Origin of the sequence: Terrihabitans soli, assembly GCF_014191545.1 — a bacterium.
Classification (GTDB): domain Bacteria; phylum Pseudomonadota; class Alphaproteobacteria; order Rhizobiales; family Methylopilaceae; genus Flaviflagellibacter; species Flaviflagellibacter soli.
Map to the genome: position 1 here is coordinate 1,898,722 of NZ_AP023361.1, position 18,620 is coordinate 1,917,341.

Consider the following 18,620-nt stretch of genomic DNA (forward strand, 5'->3'; position numbering starts at 1 on the left):
CATAAGAACCGCCTCTGCTCAACCGCCTCCGGGCGGTTGAAATGTGTCACGGCCACGGTAACTCGATGGACGTGCGGCGGGGGAGTGTCCCGAGCGGCAAAGGGGGCGGACTGTAAATCCGCTGGCTATGCCTTCACAGGTTCGAGTCCTGTCTCCCCCACCACCTCTTTCCCTTTAATTGCAAGACTCCCTGCCCCGTGACAGAACGCGGGCATGAGCCGCCCTCCCAAACCGCCAGCCAAGCGCCCCGGCAACAAACCGAAGTCCAAGCTGCCGCTGCGCCCGGGCTTCAAGGGCCGCGGCGGCCGGATCATGGGCACGGGCGATGACCGCCCGGTCCTTTACGGCTGGCACCCCGTCGTCGAGGCGCTCAAAAACCCCAAGCGCAAGATCAAGAAGTTCCTCGCGACCGAGAACGCCCTGAAGCGCCTTGAGGAAGAAGGCGTGCCGCTGCGCATTCAGCCGGAACAGGTGCGGCCCGGCGAGATCGACCGGCTGGTGACGGACGATGCCGTCCACCAGGGTCTCTATATAGAGGCCGAGCCGCTCAGCGCACCCGACATCGAGGACCTGCCCGATAACGGCATTGTCCTTGTGCTCGACCAGATCACCGATCCCCACAATGTCGGCGCCATCGTCCGGACCGCCGCCGCCTTTGCGGTCGACGCCATCGTGACGACCAACCGCCACTCCCCGTCGGCGACCGGCGTTCTGGCCAAATCCGCCTCCGGCGGGCTCGAGCATGTGCCGATCGTCACCATTAAAAATCTCGCCGAAGGGCTCGATGAGCTGAAATTCCGTGGCTATCTGCGGATCGGTCTCGATTCGGAGGCGCCGGAAGATCTCGCGGACATCAAGATGACGCGGCCGCTGGCCCTCGTGATGGGCGCCGAAGGCAAAGGTCTGAGGCAAAAGACCCGCGAATATTGCGACGTGCTGGCCCGTATGGACATGCCGGGCGTCATCAAAAGCCTCAACGTCTCGAACGCAACGGCAATAGCGCTCTACGCCGCAAGCCAGAAGACTAAACCTTAAGTCCCCGGAATCCGCTCAATGGCCGGCTTCGGCTTGCCGTATTTCGGCAGAGGCGGAACCTCCGCCGGCTCCACAGGCTCGGGCTTCGGCTTGCGGTAAACGCGCACCGGCGGCTTGTGCACGAAGGGATCGGAAGCGCGGGGCACACGCGTCGGCCGGTTATATTCGAGCCCCCAGCGATTGACCGGCGGGGCCGCCAAAACAGGCTCGACCAGCGCGGCAAGCACCATCACTGTCCCGAGAGCGGCAAGGGTTTTCCGTGTCATCATCCGCATATGGACCCGCGAGCCCCATATTTCAGCAGGAATTCCTCCCAAATTTGCACCAAAGTCGTATGTCCAATCTGCAACCCCATCGTAAGCTCCTCTCAGCGCCGGATCACCGGCGTCAATAACTAAGCGTCCGGCTGAAGGGCGATTCTTACGTCCTCGTGACCGGCCGCCGGAGAGGACAACGCCATGGCAACAGCAACAGCTGAAGGCTCGCGCACGCCTGCAAAGGCCCGCGGGATGACCCGGGAAGAAAGAAAGGTGATCATCGCCTCGTCGGCGGGCACCGTCTTCGAGTGGTACGATTTTTATCTCGCCGGTTCGCTTGCCGCCAATATCGCGGCAACCTTCGTTCCCGGCACCAACGACACCGCAAAATTCATCTTCGTTCTGTTCGGGTTTGCCGCGGGCTTTGCCGTGCGTCCGTTCGGCGCGTTGTTCTTCGGACGGCTGGGCGATCTGATCGGCCGTAAATACACCTTCCTCGTTACCATGACCATTATGGGTCTTGCGACATTCGTCGTCGGCCTGCTGCCAAGCTATGCCTCAATCGGCTACGCGGCGCCTGTTCTCTTCATCGTCTGTCGTCTGTTGCAGGGCCTTGCGCTCGGCGGCGAATATGGCGGCGCGGCGACTTATGTTGCCGAACACGCACCGCACGGAAAACGCGGCCTCTATACGTCGTGGATTCAGACCACGGCGACCGTTGGCCTCTTCCTGTCGCTCGTCGTCATTCTGACGCTGCGCCTGTCGATGACGCCGGAGGACTTCGCGGCCTGGGGCTGGCGTATTCCGTTCCTGCTGTCGATCATCCTTCTCGCCTTCTCGATCTGGATCCGTCTCTCGCTGAACGAGTCGCCGGCCTTCCAGAAAATGAAGGAAGAAGGCTCGCAGTCGAAAGCACCGCTGACCGAAGCTTTCGGCCGGTGGGAAAACGCCAAGGTCGCGCTGATCGCGCTGCTCGGCGGCACGGCCGGCCAGGCCGTCGTCTGGTACACAGGGCAATTCTACGCACTGTTCTTCCTGACGCAGACCATGAAGGTGGACGGCACAACCGCGAACCTTCTGATCGCGGCGAGCCTTCTGCTCGGCACGCCGTTCTTCATCTTCTTCGGATGGCTCTCCGACAAGATCGGCCGCAAGCCGATCCTGCTCGCAGGCTGTCTGATTGCCGCCCTCACCTACTTCCCGCTCTTCGGCATGATCGCCAAGACCGCGAACCCGGCGCTGATCGCGGCAACCGAGAATGTGAAGATCGAAGTCGCGGCCGATCCGGCCACTTGCGGCAATCTGTTCGACCCTGTCGGCGTGCGCACCTTTACCGCGCCGTGCGACACGGTCCGCCGGACGCTCGCGACCAACTCCATGCACTATGACCTCGTGGACGCTGCGGCCGGAACGCCGCTTGCTGTCAAGGTCAACGGCACGGCGGCAACGATCGACGACAAATACGCTTCTCTGATCGCAGCCGCTCAGGCGGCCGGCTATCCGAAGGCGGGCGATGCGTCGATCGTCAAGCAGCCGTCCATCGGCGGCGTCTTGTCCGACAGCCGCACGCTGACCCTGATCGGCCTTCTGTTCATCCTCGTGCTCTATGTCACGATGGTGTACGGACCGATCGCAGCATTGCTCGTCGAACTCTTCCCGACGCGCATCCGCTACACCGGCATGTCGCTGCCCTATCACATCGGCAATGGCTGGTTCGGCGGCTTCCTGCCTCCGACCGTCTTCGCCATTGTGGCGTCCACGGGCAATATCTTTTCCGGTCTCTGGTATCCGATCGTCGTGGCGGTGATGACGCTGATCATCGGCCTCCTCTTCCTGCCGGAAACCAAGGACCGCCAGATCGACCACTGGCACTGACCGCCTGACAAAGACGGCGGACCGCAACAGAGACGGCCTCGCTCAGGCGAGGCCGTTTTTGTTTTTTGGTTCAGACAGTTACGGCACACGAAGCCGCGCGAGAGTTTGGAACTTTTCTAAAAATTAAGCATATCTCGCTATCAGAATCGCACATTGGCGGCGCCGGTTTGAGCGGACACCGGCTTTTCTTGGGGTGCACACATGGCAATCTGGTCGCGCGGACTACAGCGCGTTTTTCTCATCAACGGCATGGCAACGATCCTTCTCGCCGGCGGTATCGCCGGGGTCGGCATCTGGGCCGCGACGTCTCTTTCGGGCGCCATTGAAACATCGCAGACCGCATCGAGCGCCCTGCGTCACCACATGGCCGCCGACATGATGCACGACGCGTTGCGCGGCGACGTATTGGCCGCGATCGAGGCGGGAACCGCCGGCACCGAACAGCAGAAGACCGAGGTCAAGACGGACCTTGCCGAGCATGTCGCGGCGTTCAAGGAGAATGTCGAGACCAACAAGGCCTTGCCGCTCCCCGAAGAGATCGACACCACGCTCTCCGCTCTCGAACAGCCGCTTGCCGAATACATCACATCCGCGGAGACCATCGTGCCCATGGCGCTGCAGGAGCCGGCAGCGGCGCGCGAGAAGCTTGCAGCCTTCATCGAAAAATTCGGCACGCTCGAAGAGGCGATGGGCAAAGCCGCCGACGTCATTGAGCAGAATGCGGAAGCGCGCACCATCGAAAATCAAAGTCTCGCCGCCCTGTCCGTGCAGCTGATGATGGGCGGCCTTGCCGTCGGCGTTCTCGCGGCAATAGCGCTCACTTATGTCATGAGCCGCTCGATCGTTCCTCCGATTGCCGGCATGACCGGCGTCATGAAATCGCTGGCGCAGGGCGATATCTCGGTGACGGTGCCCTCGACACAGCGCCGCGACGAGATCGGCGCCATGGCCGGTGCGGTCGAAGTGTTCAAGCAGAACGCCATAACAGTGAAGAAGCACGAGGCAGACCAGCGCGATGCTGCGGCGCGCGCCCAGGACGAGAAGCGAAAGGTGATGAACGATCTGGCCAACCAGTTCGAGGCGGAGGTTCTCGATGTCGTGCAGAGCGTCTCCTCCTCCGCCGAACAGCTGCAGCAGAACGCCGGCGTGATGAGCCGGTCAGCCGAAGAGACGAGCAACAAATCGACCTCGGTGGCTGCCGCTGCCGAACAGGCGACGAACAATGTTCAGACCGTCGCTGCAGCAGCCGAAGAGCTCTCGCGCTCAATCCAGGAAATCGCCGAACAAGTGGCATCGGCAGCAAGGATCAGCTCAAAGGCCATCGAACAGGCAACCAAGGCGCTCGGCGTGGTTCAAGGTCTCGACTCGAATGCCCAACGCATCGGCCAGGTCGTCGGCCTCATCGGCGATGTGTCGGCTCAGACGAACCTTCTGGCGCTCAACGCCACCATCGAAGCCGCCCGTGCGGGCGAGGCGGGCCGCGGCTTTGCCGTCGTCGCTCAGGAAGTGAAGCAGCTCGCCGCGCAGACCTCTAAGGCGACCGAGGAAATCTCCAGCCAGATTGTGGCGGTTCAGCAGGCGACGGCGGGCGTCGTGGAGGCCATCGGCGGCATCAACGAGTCGATCGGCAGTATGGACGCCATCTCGACCGCCATCGCCGCCGCCATGGAAGAACAGGGTGCGGCAACCGGCGAGATCGCCCGCAACGTGGCCCAAGCCTCGACCGGCACGCAGGAAGTCTCATCCAATATTGTCGGCGTCAGCCGCGTCGCCCAGGAAACCGGCAAAGCCTCCACCGAAATCCTTTCGGCTTCGGAGGCGCTGGCCCAGCAGGCGACCGTTCTGCGCGGCCGCATAGGCACCTTTATCGAGACCGTCCGCGCGGCCTGAGAAGCGTCCACAATGGCGGGGCCGAAGGGTCCCGCCATCATCTTTTGACGATCAAGGAAGGCTCGGCTATCCCTGCTCCCGGCGCCGGATTAGCTCAGCGGTAGAGCAGCGGTTTTGTAAACCGAAGGTCGGGGGTTCAATCCCCTCATCCGGCACCAGGAAATTCAAAGCCCGCCCGGGAGATTTCCCGGGCGGCTTTTTGCGGGATCGAGGGCCGGGCGGAGAGACTTGAACCCTCGCCCGCTTCGCGTCAGACGCTGGCGTCGGCGAAGATCTCTTTCTTGATAACCGCGTGAACACCCCAATTGCCGTCGACGACCTGGGTAATGCCGAAATCGACCGCGATCGACATCAGCGACACCGCTTCGTCTTCGGTGAGGCCCTTGGTGGTCATCAGGAAGGTGCGCATTTTCTTGAACGCATCTTTCAGCGCGAGATCGACCGAGCTCTTGCCGAAGATATCGCTCTGCGCATTGGGGCCGAGCTCGGCGAGGAAGTTCGCATAGCTGAAGCCGTGGATCAGCCACTCGTCCTTGGTTTCCAGCATCGGATATTCGAGCTGTTCGAGCGGCGTGCCAGCGATGTCGGCCTTCTTGTGCAGGATGATTTGGAACGTGCCGGTGATCGAGCATTCGATCGCCGTGCCGCACATTTCTGAATCGCCCTGCGAGGCATGAGGGTCGCCGACCGACAGCAGCGCGCCTTCGACCGCGACGGGGTAATACATCGTCGCGCCCTTGCCGATGCGCCAGTTGTCGATATTGCCGCCGGTATAGCTCGGCGGAATCGAGTTGACGTAATCGGCTTCCTTCGGCGCAAGACCGATAACGCCGAAATGCGGACGGATGGGAACGCGCACGCCTTTCAGCACATCTGTGTTCTTCTTGATGGTCGCATGATCGACCGGAACGCCCGGATAATCGATCGTCTTGTGCACGACGCCCGACGGGTCGGTCTGCGGCGTCCATTTGTAATTATAGGCCGCCTTCGCCCAATTGCGCGCGCCGCTCGCATCCATCTCATAGATGGTGATGACCTCGCGCGGTCCGTCCAGCAGCTCCTTGTAATGGAAGCCCCACCAGGCTGCGGCGTTCGAGCCGAAGGCCTTGCCCTTGTGATCGGGATGCATGGACGGCCGGAACTTGGTGTCGACGATGCGTACTTCGAGCACATCGCCCGGCTCCGCGCCGCGCACGAAAACGGGCCCGGTGCAGATATGAACGCCAAGACCGCCGCCGCCACCGAGCTTGGTGTCGTTCGGATCGCCGGCGCCGCGGCGCGCGACCTTCTTCTGATCCTTCGTCCAGTAGAAGACGCTTTCGGCCCCCTCATCGCCCTTGATCATCAGCGAGGCATCGTCATTGGCGTGATGCGTCAGCGCTTCAATGGTGACGATGTCGCCGGAATCGATCTCGACCTGCGGCTTCAGCTTTTTCGAGAAATAGCCCCAATGGACCGTCTGGTCGTTGGCCGGCAGGTAATGATAGCTCGGCTGGTCGGGCGCCTTGGCGGCAGAGGCCTGCGCCAGGGCCGGCGTCACCAGAGTCGAGGCCGTGCCCGCGGCGAGCGCCGCCGCGCCGCCCGTCGCCACAAAGGCGCTTTTCAGAAAGCTGCGGCGTTCCATGCCGAGCGCTTCGCGCATCTTGGCCCGATGCCGTTCAAACTCGGGACAATTGACATCATCTCCGGCGCACATGTTTGCCTCCATCTCTCCGGCGCCCCCGCGGCGCATGGATCGGAAGCTGCGGCCGGACGGCCTTGGGAGGAATGACCGGACACGCCCAATCTCTTGCCTCATGGCGCAACGCGCGCGTGTCCAAGTTTTTGTGCGCGCCGGGACAAAGGCGCGAGCACACGCCTGCCTTGCCACCCGACCCCACTCACCGCAGGATGGCGTGCGTCTTGCCTGTCCCAGCTTGCTTGTATTGAGGGGGCTTTCCGCAGGAGGAGACATGTCAGCCGGGCCGACCGTCATTTCGATCGACGCCTTCCCGCTCGCCGGCCAGCGCGATGCCTGGGCCGAGGCGCTGGCATCCGTGGGCCTTGCGAGCCGGGTGCCCGAGGGAATGCTGCTCGCCGGCGATATCGGCATCATGCGCTCGCCGAGCGGCGCGATGCTGGCCCGCATGCGCTCCTCCCCTCAGCAGATCGCCAATGCCGGCCTGCGCAAAAGCGGCGATCCCCTCGTCGTCATGTTCCACACCGACGGGCGCGGCGAACTGCGCGGCGGTGCGCTGACGCGCGAATTTGCCGAAGGCGATGTATCCATCGCGGACCGGGCCCAGAACTTCACGCTCGATCTGCGCGAAGACTTCGAAATCCTGATGCTCGAAATCCCGCGCGACCGGCTGCTCGGCCGGCTCGGGCGCACACGCATCCAATTGCCGGCCGTGCTGGGTGCTACGGTCGCCGCCGCGGCGGTGCGTCCCGTTATGCGCACGCTGGTTTTGCATTTCGAGCAGATCGGCGATGCCGACCTCGCCTCCGCCGAGATCGCGGTGACGGAGCTCATCGCCGGCGCATTGCTCGGCGAAGCGCGGCTCGAGGATGAAGGCGGAACGCAGACGCAGACCGCGCATTTCCGCCGCGTGACGGCGGCCATCGAGGTCCGGCTCGTCGATCCCGGTCTATCCATGGCGGCGATTGCGGCGCAGGAAGCGCTGTCCCAGCGCTACATCCAGAAACTCTTCGAACTGCAGGACACGACCTTTTCGGACTATGTCCGGCAGAGGCGGCTCGACCGTTCGCGGCTCGATCTCAGCGATCCCAGGCATGCCGCCGACGGCATTGCCGAGATCGCCTTTCGCTGGGGTTTTCGAGACCCTGCGCATTTCAGCCGCGTCTTCAGCGCCGCCTACGGCACTTCTCCGCGCGCCTTCCGCAACGCCGCCGAGCGCCTGCCAAAAATCTATCCGCAGCGTGGACGGCCTATTGAGAAGAGCCTGCCGCACAATACGGTCGTCGGCACGAGCCAGCCCGGCCCGGCGGCCCGCGTGCGCGAAATCCGCGAGCGCGCCGGCGCCGCCGAACCTTCGCGCCATCCGCGTCACCAGATTCGCGTGAACAAGGACAATGTGCACTGGGGCTATCTCAGCCGCTCCATCCCGCCGGTGCTGCGTGTGTCATCCGGTTCGGAAGTCGTGATCGAAACGCTGACGCAGCATGCCTTCGACGATTACGAGCGCATGATCAAAGGCGATGCCGGCGCCGAGAGCGTGTTCCACTGGACGGCGGAGGGAAAGAATGTCGAGCGGCGCGGCGCCGGGCCGATGAACGCCTCGATCCTCGGGCGCGGCGCGGGCGAAGGTTTCGGCGTCCATATCTTCACCGGTCCCGTCTTCATCAAGGAAGCCGAGCCCGGCGATATTCTTGAAGTCCAGATTCTCGACATCGCGCCGCGGCCGAGCGCCAATCCGGATTATGCGGGCCGCTGCTTCGCCTCAAACGCCTCGGCCTGGTGGGGCTATCAATATTCCGATCTTCTGGCCGAGCCGAAAAAGCGCGAGACCGTCACGATCTATGAGATGGACCCGGACGGCGCGTTCGCGCGCGCGGTCTATTCGTATCGCTGGACACCGCAGGTCGATCCGTTCGGCGTGCGTCACGACACGATGGATTATCCGGGCGTTCCGGTCGATCACACATCGGTCGAAGAACTGCACGGCATCATGCAGAATGTACGCGTTCCGCTGCGCCCGCATTTCGGCTGCATGGCGGTCGCGCCGCGTGAAAGCGATCTGATCGACAGCATTCCGCCCGGCTATTTCGGCGGCAATATCGACAATTGGCGCGCCGCTAAAGGCACGACGCTCTATCTGCCGGTCGCGGTGCCCGGCGCTCTCTTCTCCGTGGGCGACGGCCATTTCGCGCAAGGCGACGGCGAGATCAACGGCACGGGTCTCGAGGCCTCGCTCACCGGAACCTTCCGCTTCACCGTCCATAAGAAGGACGGACAGATGAAACCGCATCTGCGCGGCCTGTCCGCTCCGCTTCTCGAAACGCCGCAGGAATATGTGCTGCACGGTTTCAGCTATCCGAATTATCTGCGCGAACTCGGCCGCAATGCGCAGTCGGAGGTCTACAAAAAATCCTCGTTATCCAAGGCGCTGCGCTCGGCCTTCCGCGGCACGCGCCGCTTCCTGATGGACACCTGGGGCCTGTCCGAAGATCAGGCGATCTCGCTGATCTCGGTCGGCGTCGATTTCGGCATCACCCAGGTCGCCGACGGCAATTGGGGCGTGCACGCCGTGATCCGAAAATCCATGTTCCAGTAAAGCCGCTTCCAAATGTCGGCGACGCCCTGCCCGCCTCAGTCTTCCTCGTCGCGGTCCTTGTCGCCTTCCCGCGCCAGCACACGCGACAGGGTCGGCGCGATAAGCAGGACGGTGACCGCCCTGAACACATGGCATGTGACGACGAAGGCAATCTCATAGCCCATCGCATAGGCCAGAATGGTCATCTCGGAGAAGCCGCCCGGCGCAAACGCCAGAATAAGCGCCGGGAACGACACGTTGAGAAAGTTTGTCGTCACCTTCGCCATCAGGACGGCCGCGGACAGCATGATAATGGCCCAGCCGAAGGCTTGCAGGGCCGTCGTGCGAAGTTCGAGCGCGGTGATCCCGGCAAAGCGTGCTCCGGCAATCGAGCCGATGATGACCTGCATGATAACGATCAGCCATCCTGGCGGGCTTGCCGTTGAAAAGCCCGTCACGTGAACCGCGATGCTGATCATGAGCGGAGCGAGCATGATGCCGCCCATCCGCCGGAACGGCCGCCCGATAAAGAAACCGGCGGCGCCGCAGCTTATCAGCAGTGCGCAATCGGCCAGCGTCAGCGGAAGAGCGTTCGCGTGATGCGGCACGGGCATCGGGGCGCCCGAGTGGTGCGCGATCAAACGCACCAGGAACGGCAGGCATACGACAGCGGTGATGACCCTCGTCGTATGCACGAGAACAAGGACGCGGATATTGCCGCCGAGCTGCGAACCGAGCAATGACAACTCGCCGAGACCGCCGGGCGTTGCGGAAAACACCGCGGTGACATTGTTCTGCTTGCAGACCCGCGTGAAGTAGACCCAGCCGAGTGTGGTGATCAGAATTGAAAAGAGCAGCAGCGCCGGGATTGCCGGCCACCAGGTGATCAAAGCGAGCGCGACCGCCGGCGTAAAACTGCTCCCCGCCATCACTCCCAAAGTAGGCCGGGCGAAGTTCCTGAACAGTAGCGACAGTTTCCACGGTATTTTGAAGACCGCGAGAATGGCCGCAGCCGTCAGCGATCCCAAGGTCCAGGGCAATGGGATGTGAAGATTTACGAACAAATAGCCGCCGGCAAACCCGCAGGCCAATGCAAGCAGCGTATTGCGAATCCAGATCCACTCGATGGCAGGGCGCCACATTGCGGAGACCAATCTTGGTAATGTCAGGCGGGCTGGCGCGCTGGCGGGTCGAAATGGTGAGCGTCGGACATAAAGAAAATCAGAAGATCCCCTGAACTGATTGCGATGCGGCGGCCAACCGCTTGGGATCGAGCTGCACATTGATCGCATCTACCTCGGCCGCGCCGAGTTCGGGCAGCCGCTGCACGAGATCGAGGAAGCGTTCGGATTCCTCGCTGGTGATGATGCCTTCCGTCAGGGTGCGGAACTTCTTGATGTAGTCGGGACGCTTGAACGGCGCCGCGCCGCGCGGATGGGAATTCGCCACGGCCATTTCATCGACCATCTGCGTTCCGTCCTTGAAGGTGATGACGACGCGGGCGCCGTGATCCTTGTCGATCGAGGGCGGCTCCTTGAAGCGGCGCTCCCATTCGGGATCGAACACGGTCTGGATTTTCTTCCACAGCCGCACGGTGTCGGGACGCTGTTTGCGTTCCGGCGCGTAGCTCTTGTCGTGATGGAAGGTGCCGTCCTGCAGCGCGACGGCAAAGATGAACATCATCGAATGATCGAGGGTCTCGCGCGTTGCGTTCGGATCCCATTTCTCCGGATCGTTCGATCCCGACCCCATCACATAATGCGAGCGTTCCTTGGTGTGGATGTCGATCTTCTCAATGGAGTCGAAATCCTTGATTTGGCGGCCCATCTTGAAGGCAAGATCGATCGGCGCCTGGCCGTGATAGCCGGCCGAGTGCTCTTTGGTGTAGCTCTCGAGGATCGCGGCGCGCGGCTCGTCCGCATCGCGCAGGCCGATCGTATAGGCAACGTCCGGGCCGCCCATCAGCCGTCCGAGATACTCGCCCTCATAGAGCGGCGACGGACTGGATTCGCCGCGCATGGCGCGGTCGACGGCCTCGATCGCCAGCTTGCCGACATGTCCCGGCGCGAACGCCTTCCACGAGGACAGCATGCCTTTGCGTCCCTGACGGGTCGACAGCGAGACATGCCCGGCGTGCTGCAGGGCCTGATAAGTGACTTCGCTCGACAGCCCGAGAAGCTTTCCAAGTCCCGCGGCAATCGACGGACCTAGGTGACCGACATGGTCGAACGCGAAGGACGAAATCGGAATGTCCTTGGCGAGGGCGATCTGCACTTCGTAGGCCACCGCGACGGCGCGGACGAGATCCATGCCGCTGCGACGGGATTGCTGAGCCACTGCGAGCAGAGAGGGAATGTTGTCGCCAGGGTGGCAGCCCGTATCGATAATGATCGCGTCGTGGAAATCGAGCTCGCGGACCGCAGCGCTGTTTGCCCAGGCCGCCCATTCGCAATGGACCCGTATGTTGTTCGGGACGCCGAAGATCGCCGCGCCGCCCGGGCGAGTGTGCGCCAGCGCCTGCGCCCGCGCGACGCTGACGGGCGCGCGGTCAAGCGCACAGACCGCCACGGCCGCGTTGTCGATGAAACGGTTGATGACCATTTCGGTGACAGCGTCATCGTCCGGGGCGTTGGCGGTCGCAAGCTCCGCCAATCTCCATGCCAACTCCGTCGAACGTTCGGGACGCTCTTTGGGGCGATGTGCACGAACCTCAACACGCTTCATAAAACGCTCTCCACCCTACCCAAGATCAATTGAACGGCCACGGCATGCTCACCCAGCCCTGCAGAAGGCCGGTGGCAAAATGGATGACCATCACATTCGAAAGCAGAGCGAGGAATGCTGTCGTGCCCACTGCCAGACCGAGCATGACGGTCCACCGCGCACGCGCTTCGATCCACAGGAACGAGATAATGAAGATCGCCATGCCGAGGACGAAACCGACGAGATACATCATGCCGAGAAGGCCGAAGATCCAGGCCATGTAGTGCATGGCTCCGACGCGATATCCGTTCTCTCCCTCGCGCCACCGGGCTTCGGAGTCGAACGCCATGATGCTCTTCTCGCGGTAGCGGTACAGCGAGAAGGCGCCGACCGCGATGCATACGAGCGTGATGCCGGCGATGATCACCGTGAAAACCTGACCGAGGAAGGACAGATCCCACACGCTGTAGATCGCGTAGAGCGCGGTGAGCGCGAGAGCCGCGAGGAAGACAAACTGCGGCAGGGTCTCGCGGCGCGTCAGCGCGATAGATGTGCCCTCTGTCTCGATTTGCGGGCGATAGCGCAGACCCGCATAGAGGCACACAGCGACGATGCCGAAGAGCACCCAGATCAGCGGCCGCGAGAGCAGCCGGTCGATCGTATAGAACTGCATGGTCTGATACAGCAGCGCCTCGATATTGTTCTGCAGCACAAAGCCGACGAGGAAGGCCGGGCGCGAATAGCCGAAGCGCCGGAAGAATAATCCGGCAAATCCGACGGCGCACAGAACGATGAGATCGCCCCAGCTGCGTGACGCCTGGAAGGCGCCGAGGAAGCAGATGGTGAGCAGGACCGGACCGAGATAGGCCATGCGGATCGTCGTGAGACGAGCGAGCCCACCCGAGATGAGGAAGCAAATTCCCGCGCCGAGCACGTTGGCGAGCGCGAGCGACCAGATGATCGTGTAGGTCAACTCAAGATTTTTGCCGACCATGTCGGGGCCGGGCCGAACGCCCAGCAGAATGAGACCGCCGAGAAAAATCGCCGTCGATCCTGAACCCGGAATGCCGAACACGAGCGTCGGAATGAGTGCGCCGCCGGCATTGGCATTGTTGGCGGATTCCGGCGCGATGACGCCGCGAACATCGCCTTTGCCGAAATTGTCGCGCGGCTTGCATGTCTGCACGGCGTGGCCGTAGGCAAACCATTCCGAACCGCCGATGGGCAGCGCGCCGATGATGACACCGATGACGGAGCAGCGCACCACAAGCCATTTATTGGCGATGACGTCGCGCGCGCCCTTTATCCATCCGCCGCCGATTGGCGGACGGTCGGAAATCGCGTCGCCGCGGCGCAGGAGGCTCACGATCTCGGGAAGCGCAAAGAGGCCGAGCGCGATTGCTGCAAGCGGCAACCCATCACTGAGATAGAAAAAGTCGCCGACGATCATGCGCAGCTCGCCGGTTGCAGGGGCGCCGCCGACGGCGCCGAACAAGAGGCCGATACCGCACGAGATCAATCCTTTGACCAGGCTCGATCCGGAGAGAACGCTGACCATGGTGATGCCGAGCAGAGTGAGCAGCAGCAATTCACCCGTACCGAAGGACAGCACGATCGGTTTGGCGACGATGATCGCGACCGTCAGAACTGCCGCACCGAAAATGCCCCCGAACATCGAGGCGACATAGGCCGCCGACAGAGCGCGCGCGCCCTCCCCTCGCTTGGCCATCGGAAAACCGTCGATCATCGTTGCTTGCGATCCGCTGCCGCCGCCGGGAATGCCCATCAACACCGATGTAACGACGTCACCCGTCGCCACCACGGCAAGAATGCCGGTCATCATGGCGATCCCGGACATGAGATCCATGCCGTAAATAAACGGAACGACAAGCGCCATACCCGCCGTCGTGCCGAGCGCCGGCAGAATACCCACGAGAAGTCCAATTCCCACGCCCAACAGCAGGTACATGAATGTACCCGGCGAAAGCACATCGGCGAGGCTGGCAAAAATGACGTCCATAACGGACTCTCCTGGGGGTATTCAGAAAACGGCATGAGATGCTGCGGATTTTCCGCCACGGATGCCGGCTGCAAACTGAAAAAAATCGGTACAAAAAGGCCGGCGGCACGAAAGCCGCCGGCCGATGTCATGTCATCAGATCTTGAAACGCTCTTTCAGCCATTCGTCGACCCATTTGCGGGTTTCCGGGCTCATCGTGATTGCGTTCTCCCAGCTCTTCTGGGCCGCATCGCCGAGGACCAGCGGGTATCCGCCGAGCTCGGCCTTGGCGGCTTCGATGAAGACCGGGTCCTTGGACATCGCTTCGAAGGCCTTGTCGTAGGCATCGACCACATCCTGCGGGCAGCCACCGGGCAGCACCATGCCCTTGGAGTTGATGACGCCGCTGTAGAAGAAGACCTTCCAGACATCATAGGCGGGGCCAGACGGATCCTTGCCGTGAATCTGCTTGTAGGCTTCGTCGAACGACGGAAGATCCGGGAATTCCGGATCGCGGCCGAGCTTGCCGTTCTTGTCGGGATAACCGAACGAGAACAGCGGGATCACTTTGCCTTCTTTGACGAGCGGCTCGAAGGCCTGCTTGAAGGTGCCGGCCGTCTCGCGGCCGCCGTTGAGCTCACCGCGGAAGAAGGCAAGGTTCGCTTCCGACGCGTCGAGGCCGACCACGGGGCGAGCCTGGGTTCCGAGCAGTTCGAGGCTGAGCAGCGTGCGAATATCGCTGCCGCGCGGAGCCGCAATCGGAACGACAAGTTTGCCGTCTTCGACTTTGCCGAGTTCCTTCGCGGTCTTCACACCGGGATCCTGGTTGACATAGAACACGCTGCCGACCGGCGATGCGGCGACGGCTCGCCATTTATGCGGATCGAACTGGATCTTCTTCGCATCCGGCGCCAGCGAATAGCTGAAGAACAGCGACGAGCTCACCGTCAGAACGGTCAGGCCGTCTTTGGTCGCTTCGCGTTCAAACGTGTTGGCGCCGGTGACCTGACCGCCGCCCGCGATGTTTTCGATGATCATCGTCGGCTTGCCCGGCAGATGCCGCGCAAGATGCGGAACGACGAGACGCGTCCAGAGGTCGCCGCCGCCGCCCGGTGCGAAGGGGGCAACGACGCGGATGGTCTTGCCCGTGAAGTCCGCTGCCACGGCGGGGGCGGCGGCCATGGCGCTAACCAGGCTGACCGCGCCGAGCGTGGCGATCATTTTCTGCTTCAGGTTCATGTTTCTTTCCCCAGTTTCGTTACTTATTGTAGGTTTTTCGAACCACGTTCCCGGTTCGTCAGTACGTCAGTCTCCACTCAGGTTAAGACGAAGCGCCTCCGAATTTTTTTGCTTTCGGAGCATCGCTCTGTACCGTCGCCATGAGCGAAGTGATGTTGGCGGCGGAATCGAGTTTCCAGACGGCATCGATGACGGCCTCGCAACCCGCTGCGCCGAGGGTTGGCGTCAGCAGATCGCGGGCCTTTGTGAGCACATCTTCCTTGGTCATCGGATTGTCGGGCGTGCCGCGCACGGCTTCGGCGGGGCGGGTGAAGACGCGGCCATCGTTCATCTCGATATGCATGACCGGCTTGCGATGTTCGACCGACGGATCGAAGGACAGATCAATCTTCTGCTGGAATTCGAGCACGACCGGATCGTGCATGCGCTCGTGATCGTGCGAGGACGCAAATGTCAGAGTTCCATCGAGAAGCATCAGAGACAGAAGATGCTTGCCGTTGATGTCGGGCATCGACTGTCCGGCAACGACCGTCTCCTTCATCGACATAACGAGCGAAATGCGCTTCACGTCGCTGGCAGCGATGCCATGCTCCTGCTGCATCGCCTGGCCCATATCGAGAACCGCCTGATTGGGCGAACCGACCGACCATTTCTTCAGCGTCGTTTCCATGATTTCGAAACGGCTGCCGAGACCCTCGGACAATAAAGACGGGTTCGGGTCCTGGCCGAACGCCATGAAGAAATTGCGCGGGCCGGAGAACACATCGTCCACACCGGTAAAGCCGGCAGCCACCATGGTGGCCGCGGTGACGCCGTTGCGCGCCGGCATCCCGCCGAAGCAGAACGCTTTTTCTATGTGCTCCGGATCGCGGCGCCAGGATGTAATGCCGGCTGCCTGCTGCGCGGCATACGACATGAGCCAGCGGCATTGCTGAGCCGACAGGTTTTCCAGTGCGCCCGCTGCGGTCGTTGCGCCGAAGAGGCCGGCAAAGGCGTGCGTGGCGTGGCCGGCGTCGTAGAGCTTCTGAGTAGACAGCGCGCGATTGATGCGCGCGCCGACATCATAGCCGACCGCAATGCCGCGCAACAAAGCCGCGCCGGACGTGCCGTTCTTCTGGGCGATCGCAAGCGCGGCCGGCACGACGGCGCAGCCGGGATGGGATCGCGACGCTTTATGTGAGTCGTCGGTTTCGTCGGCATGAGCCAGCATGCCATTGGCAAGCGCGGCATTGGCGACGCTGGTCTTGATGTTCGTTCCGATGACGGTGGCTTCGGGCTTCCCGCCCAGCAAGCCGGCATATTCGATGGCCTTCTGGCCCGGCAGCAAAGTCGCACCGGAGACGATGGCCGCAATCGTATCCAGGAGATGAAATTTGGTTTTTTCGACGACGCGGTCCGGCAACGGCGTTGCAGCAGCGGCTGCGATATAGCCGCTCAACGCTTCCATCGGACTGAGTTCAGATTCAGTACTCATCGCGCCCTATTTCGATAACCTATGCACCTGCACTGCCGCTCTACGGCATGAACGTACCGCCGTTGATGTGTATGGACTGGCCGGTCATATAGCCGCCGTCCGGGCCGGCCAGGAGACGCGCCATATTTGCGACTTCTTCGGCGGTGCCGCGTCGGCCGACGGGCGCCATCTTGTCCGAAGTTTCGGTCGGGCCGCTCGTGCTGGCGCCGCGCACCGTGGCGATCAGGCCGGGCGAGATAAGGTTGACGGTGATCTTCTTCGGCGCGAGCTCGATCGCGAGCCCCTTCGTCATGCCGATCAATCCCGCCTTTGCAGATACGACATGCACGCGATCGCGGCTGCCGGTATGGCCGGTGCGGCCGCCGATATTGATGATGCGGCCGGCGTCCGAGCGCAGAAGATGCGGAAGCGCGGCGCTCACGCAGAGAAAAGCGCCGTCGAGAATTGTTGCGGTCACGTTGCGCCAAGATGCGAAGGTGACCTTCTCGACCGGCTCCTCAACGCGGATCGCGGCATTGTTGACGAGGATGTCGAGACGGCCGAACTCGGCGACCGTTCCGTCGATGAACGATTTGACGGAAGCTTCGTCGCGCACATCGCCGAGCATGACAATTGCGCGGCCGCCGGCTGCCTTGATCAATGCCGCCGTTTCATCGAGGCCGGCGCGATCCGCCCTGCCGATGACTGCGACCGCCGCCCCGGCATCGGCAAAAGCCAGCGCGATGGCGCGCCCGATATTTCGCGAGGCGCCTGTAACAACAGCAACCTTGCCTTCAAGCTCTCTTGCTCTTGTCACGACCGCGCTCCCCTGACCCGGTAATCCCGATCCCGCGTCCCACCACTCTGCACTCTATAGAATGCCATAGTATACCATTTTGCAATGCCGGCAAGCACGGCTTCGTCACGTGTGCGTCAGAGAACGCGTAATGGCGATTGACGGGGAGCACCGGGTGCAGCCTAGAGTTTCTGCTCAAACGCCGGCAGAATCTCGAAGACGTCGCCGACGAGCCCGTAATCGGCGATGCGGAAAATCGGTGCGTCGGGATCCTTGTTGATGGCGACGATGCAGCGGGATTCCTTCATGCCGGCGAGGTGCTGTACGGCGCCCGAGATTCCGCAGGCGATATAAAGATCCGGGGCCACGATCTTGCCCGTTTGACCGACCTGCAGATCGTTGGCGGCGTAGCCTGAATCGACCGCGGCGCGCGAAGCGCCGATGGCCGCCCCCAGTTTCAAGGCAAGAGGCTCAAGGTATTTCGCAAAGTTCTCGCGCGAGCCGAAGGCCCGTCCACCCGAAATGATGATGCGCGCACCGCCGAGATCGGGGCGCTCGTCATTGGGCTTTTCCTCGGTCTCGAATGCCGACAATCCCGGATCCGCGGGGACGTCCACCTTTTCAACCGGCGACGTCTTTTCGCTCTCCGGGGTTGCAGGAAAGGCGCTGACCCGCACGGTGATGACCTTTTTTGCGTCGGTCGAGCGGATGGTCTGAAGGGCGCTGCCGGCATAGATCGACCGGACAAACGTATCGGGCGCCACGATTGCCACGGCATCGGACACCTGCATCACATCCAAAAGCGCCGCCACGCGCGGAAGCACGTTCTTGCCGCTCGTACTTGCTGCCGCAATAACGGCGTCGAAGTCTCCTGCCAGTCCGGCAATCAGAAGGCCAAGCGGCTCCGCCATCTGGTGTTCCAGATGCGGCGCATCCGCCAAAAGAACTTTTTCGACGCCATCGAGCCGGGCCGCGGATTCCGCCGCCTTCGCGCAATTTGCGCCGGCGACGAGCACGGTCACCGGAGCACCGAGAGCTTTCGCTGCGCTCAGCCCGCGGGCCGTCAGTTCGCTCAGCGTGGTGTTGTCGTGTTCTGCGATCAGAAGAGTGGCCATCGATC

13 protein-coding genes and 2 tRNA genes are annotated in these 18,620 nt (G+C 62.4%); 6 read left to right on the forward strand and 9 right to left on the reverse strand.

What is annotated here, in order from left to right; all coding sequences use genetic code 11:
• Window positions 1-78 precede the first annotated feature (78 nt).
• Both IZ6_RS09860 and rlmB read left to right on the forward strand, forming a co-directional pair.
• Window positions 79-163 (forward strand) — tRNA-Tyr (locus IZ6_RS09860).
• A gap of 50 nt (window positions 164-213) precedes the next feature.
• Entirely contained in the window at window positions 214-1,035 is an 822-nt protein-coding gene (gene rlmB / locus IZ6_RS09865) for a 23S rRNA (guanosine(2251)-2'-O)-methyltransferase RlmB (RefSeq protein ID WP_222874891.1), read from the forward strand.
• On the opposite strand, the gene IZ6_RS09870 is transcribed toward rlmB, so the two are convergent.
• A complete protein-coding gene (locus tag IZ6_RS09870) occupies window positions 1,032-1,310 on the reverse strand; it encodes a hypothetical protein (protein WP_222874892.1) in 279 nt (92 codons plus the stop codon). The genes rlmB and IZ6_RS09870 overlap by 4 nt on opposite strands.
• A gap of 183 nt (window positions 1,311-1,493) precedes the next feature.
• Here IZ6_RS09870 and IZ6_RS09875 point away from each other — a divergent pair, with 183 nt between their 5' ends.
• From IZ6_RS09875 to IZ6_RS09885, 3 genes are all read left to right on the forward strand, one after another.
• Window positions 1,494-3,167 carry an MFS transporter gene (locus IZ6_RS09875; RefSeq protein ID WP_222874893.1) on the forward strand — a complete coding sequence of 558 codons (1,674 nt, stop codon included), beginning with the start codon at window positions 1,494-1,496 and terminating at the stop codon, window positions 3,165-3,167.
• Window positions 3,168-3,368: 201 nt separating this feature from the next.
• The gene (locus tag IZ6_RS09880; RefSeq protein WP_222874894.1) at window positions 3,369-5,057 is read left to right on the forward strand and encodes a methyl-accepting chemotaxis protein; all 1,689 of its coding nucleotides are present in this window, start codon (window positions 3,369-3,371) and stop codon (window positions 5,055-5,057) included.
• An 83-nt stretch (window positions 5,058-5,140) separates the two neighbouring features.
• Window positions 5,141-5,215: transfer RNA gene (locus tag IZ6_RS09885), tRNA-Thr, on the forward strand.
• Window positions 5,216-5,307: 92 nt separating this feature from the next.
• On the opposite strand, the gene IZ6_RS09890 is transcribed toward IZ6_RS09885, so the two are convergent.
• Window positions 5,308-6,753: an acetamidase/formamidase family protein gene (locus IZ6_RS09890; RefSeq protein WP_222874895.1), complete on the reverse strand. Its 1,446-nt coding sequence runs from the start codon at window positions 6,751-6,753 to the stop codon at window positions 5,308-5,310.
• A gap of 256 nt (window positions 6,754-7,009) precedes the next feature.
• Here IZ6_RS09890 and IZ6_RS09895 point away from each other — a divergent pair, with 256 nt between their 5' ends.
• A complete protein-coding gene (locus IZ6_RS09895; RefSeq protein WP_222874896.1) occupies window positions 7,010-9,331 on the forward strand; it encodes an acetamidase/formamidase family protein in 2,322 nt (773 codons plus the stop codon).
• Window positions 9,332-9,366: 35 nt separating this feature from the next.
• Here the strand turns inward: IZ6_RS09895 and IZ6_RS09900 are convergent, their stop codons facing one another.
• The 7 genes from IZ6_RS09900 to IZ6_RS09930 form a co-directional block, all read right to left on the reverse strand.
• Window positions 9,367-10,452: an AbrB family transcriptional regulator gene (locus IZ6_RS09900; protein WP_222874897.1), complete on the reverse strand. Its 1,086-nt coding sequence runs from the start codon at window positions 10,450-10,452 to the stop codon at window positions 9,367-9,369.
• Window positions 10,453-10,531: 79 nt separating this feature from the next.
• On the reverse strand, window positions 10,532-12,034 hold the full coding sequence (locus IZ6_RS09905; RefSeq protein WP_222874898.1) for an MmgE/PrpD family protein: 1,503 nt from the start codon (window positions 12,032-12,034) through the stop codon (window positions 10,532-10,534).
• Window positions 12,035-12,059: 25 nt separating this feature from the next.
• Complete coding sequence (locus IZ6_RS09910; protein ID WP_222874899.1) at window positions 12,060-14,033, reverse strand: tripartite tricarboxylate transporter permease; 1,974 nt, start codon at window positions 14,031-14,033, stop codon at window positions 12,060-12,062.
• A 135-nt stretch (window positions 14,034-14,168) separates the two neighbouring features.
• On the reverse strand, window positions 14,169-15,251 hold the full coding sequence (locus IZ6_RS09915; RefSeq protein ID WP_222874900.1) for a Bug family tripartite tricarboxylate transporter substrate binding protein: 1,083 nt from the start codon (window positions 15,249-15,251) through the stop codon (window positions 14,169-14,171).
• A gap of 82 nt (window positions 15,252-15,333) precedes the next feature.
• Entirely contained in the window at window positions 15,334-16,725 is a 1,392-nt protein-coding gene (locus IZ6_RS09920) for an MmgE/PrpD family protein (RefSeq protein ID WP_222874901.1), read from the reverse strand.
• A gap of 40 nt (window positions 16,726-16,765) precedes the next feature.
• Window positions 16,766-17,521 (reverse strand): SDR family NAD(P)-dependent oxidoreductase, encoded by a 756-nt coding sequence (locus tag IZ6_RS09925; protein WP_222874902.1) that lies wholly within the window; start codon window positions 17,519-17,521, stop codon window positions 16,766-16,768.
• A 161-nt stretch (window positions 17,522-17,682) separates the two neighbouring features.
• A complete protein-coding gene (locus IZ6_RS09930) occupies window positions 17,683-18,615 on the reverse strand; it encodes an electron transfer flavoprotein subunit alpha/FixB family protein (RefSeq protein WP_222874903.1) in 933 nt (310 codons plus the stop codon).
• Window positions 18,616-18,620 lie beyond the last annotated feature (5 nt).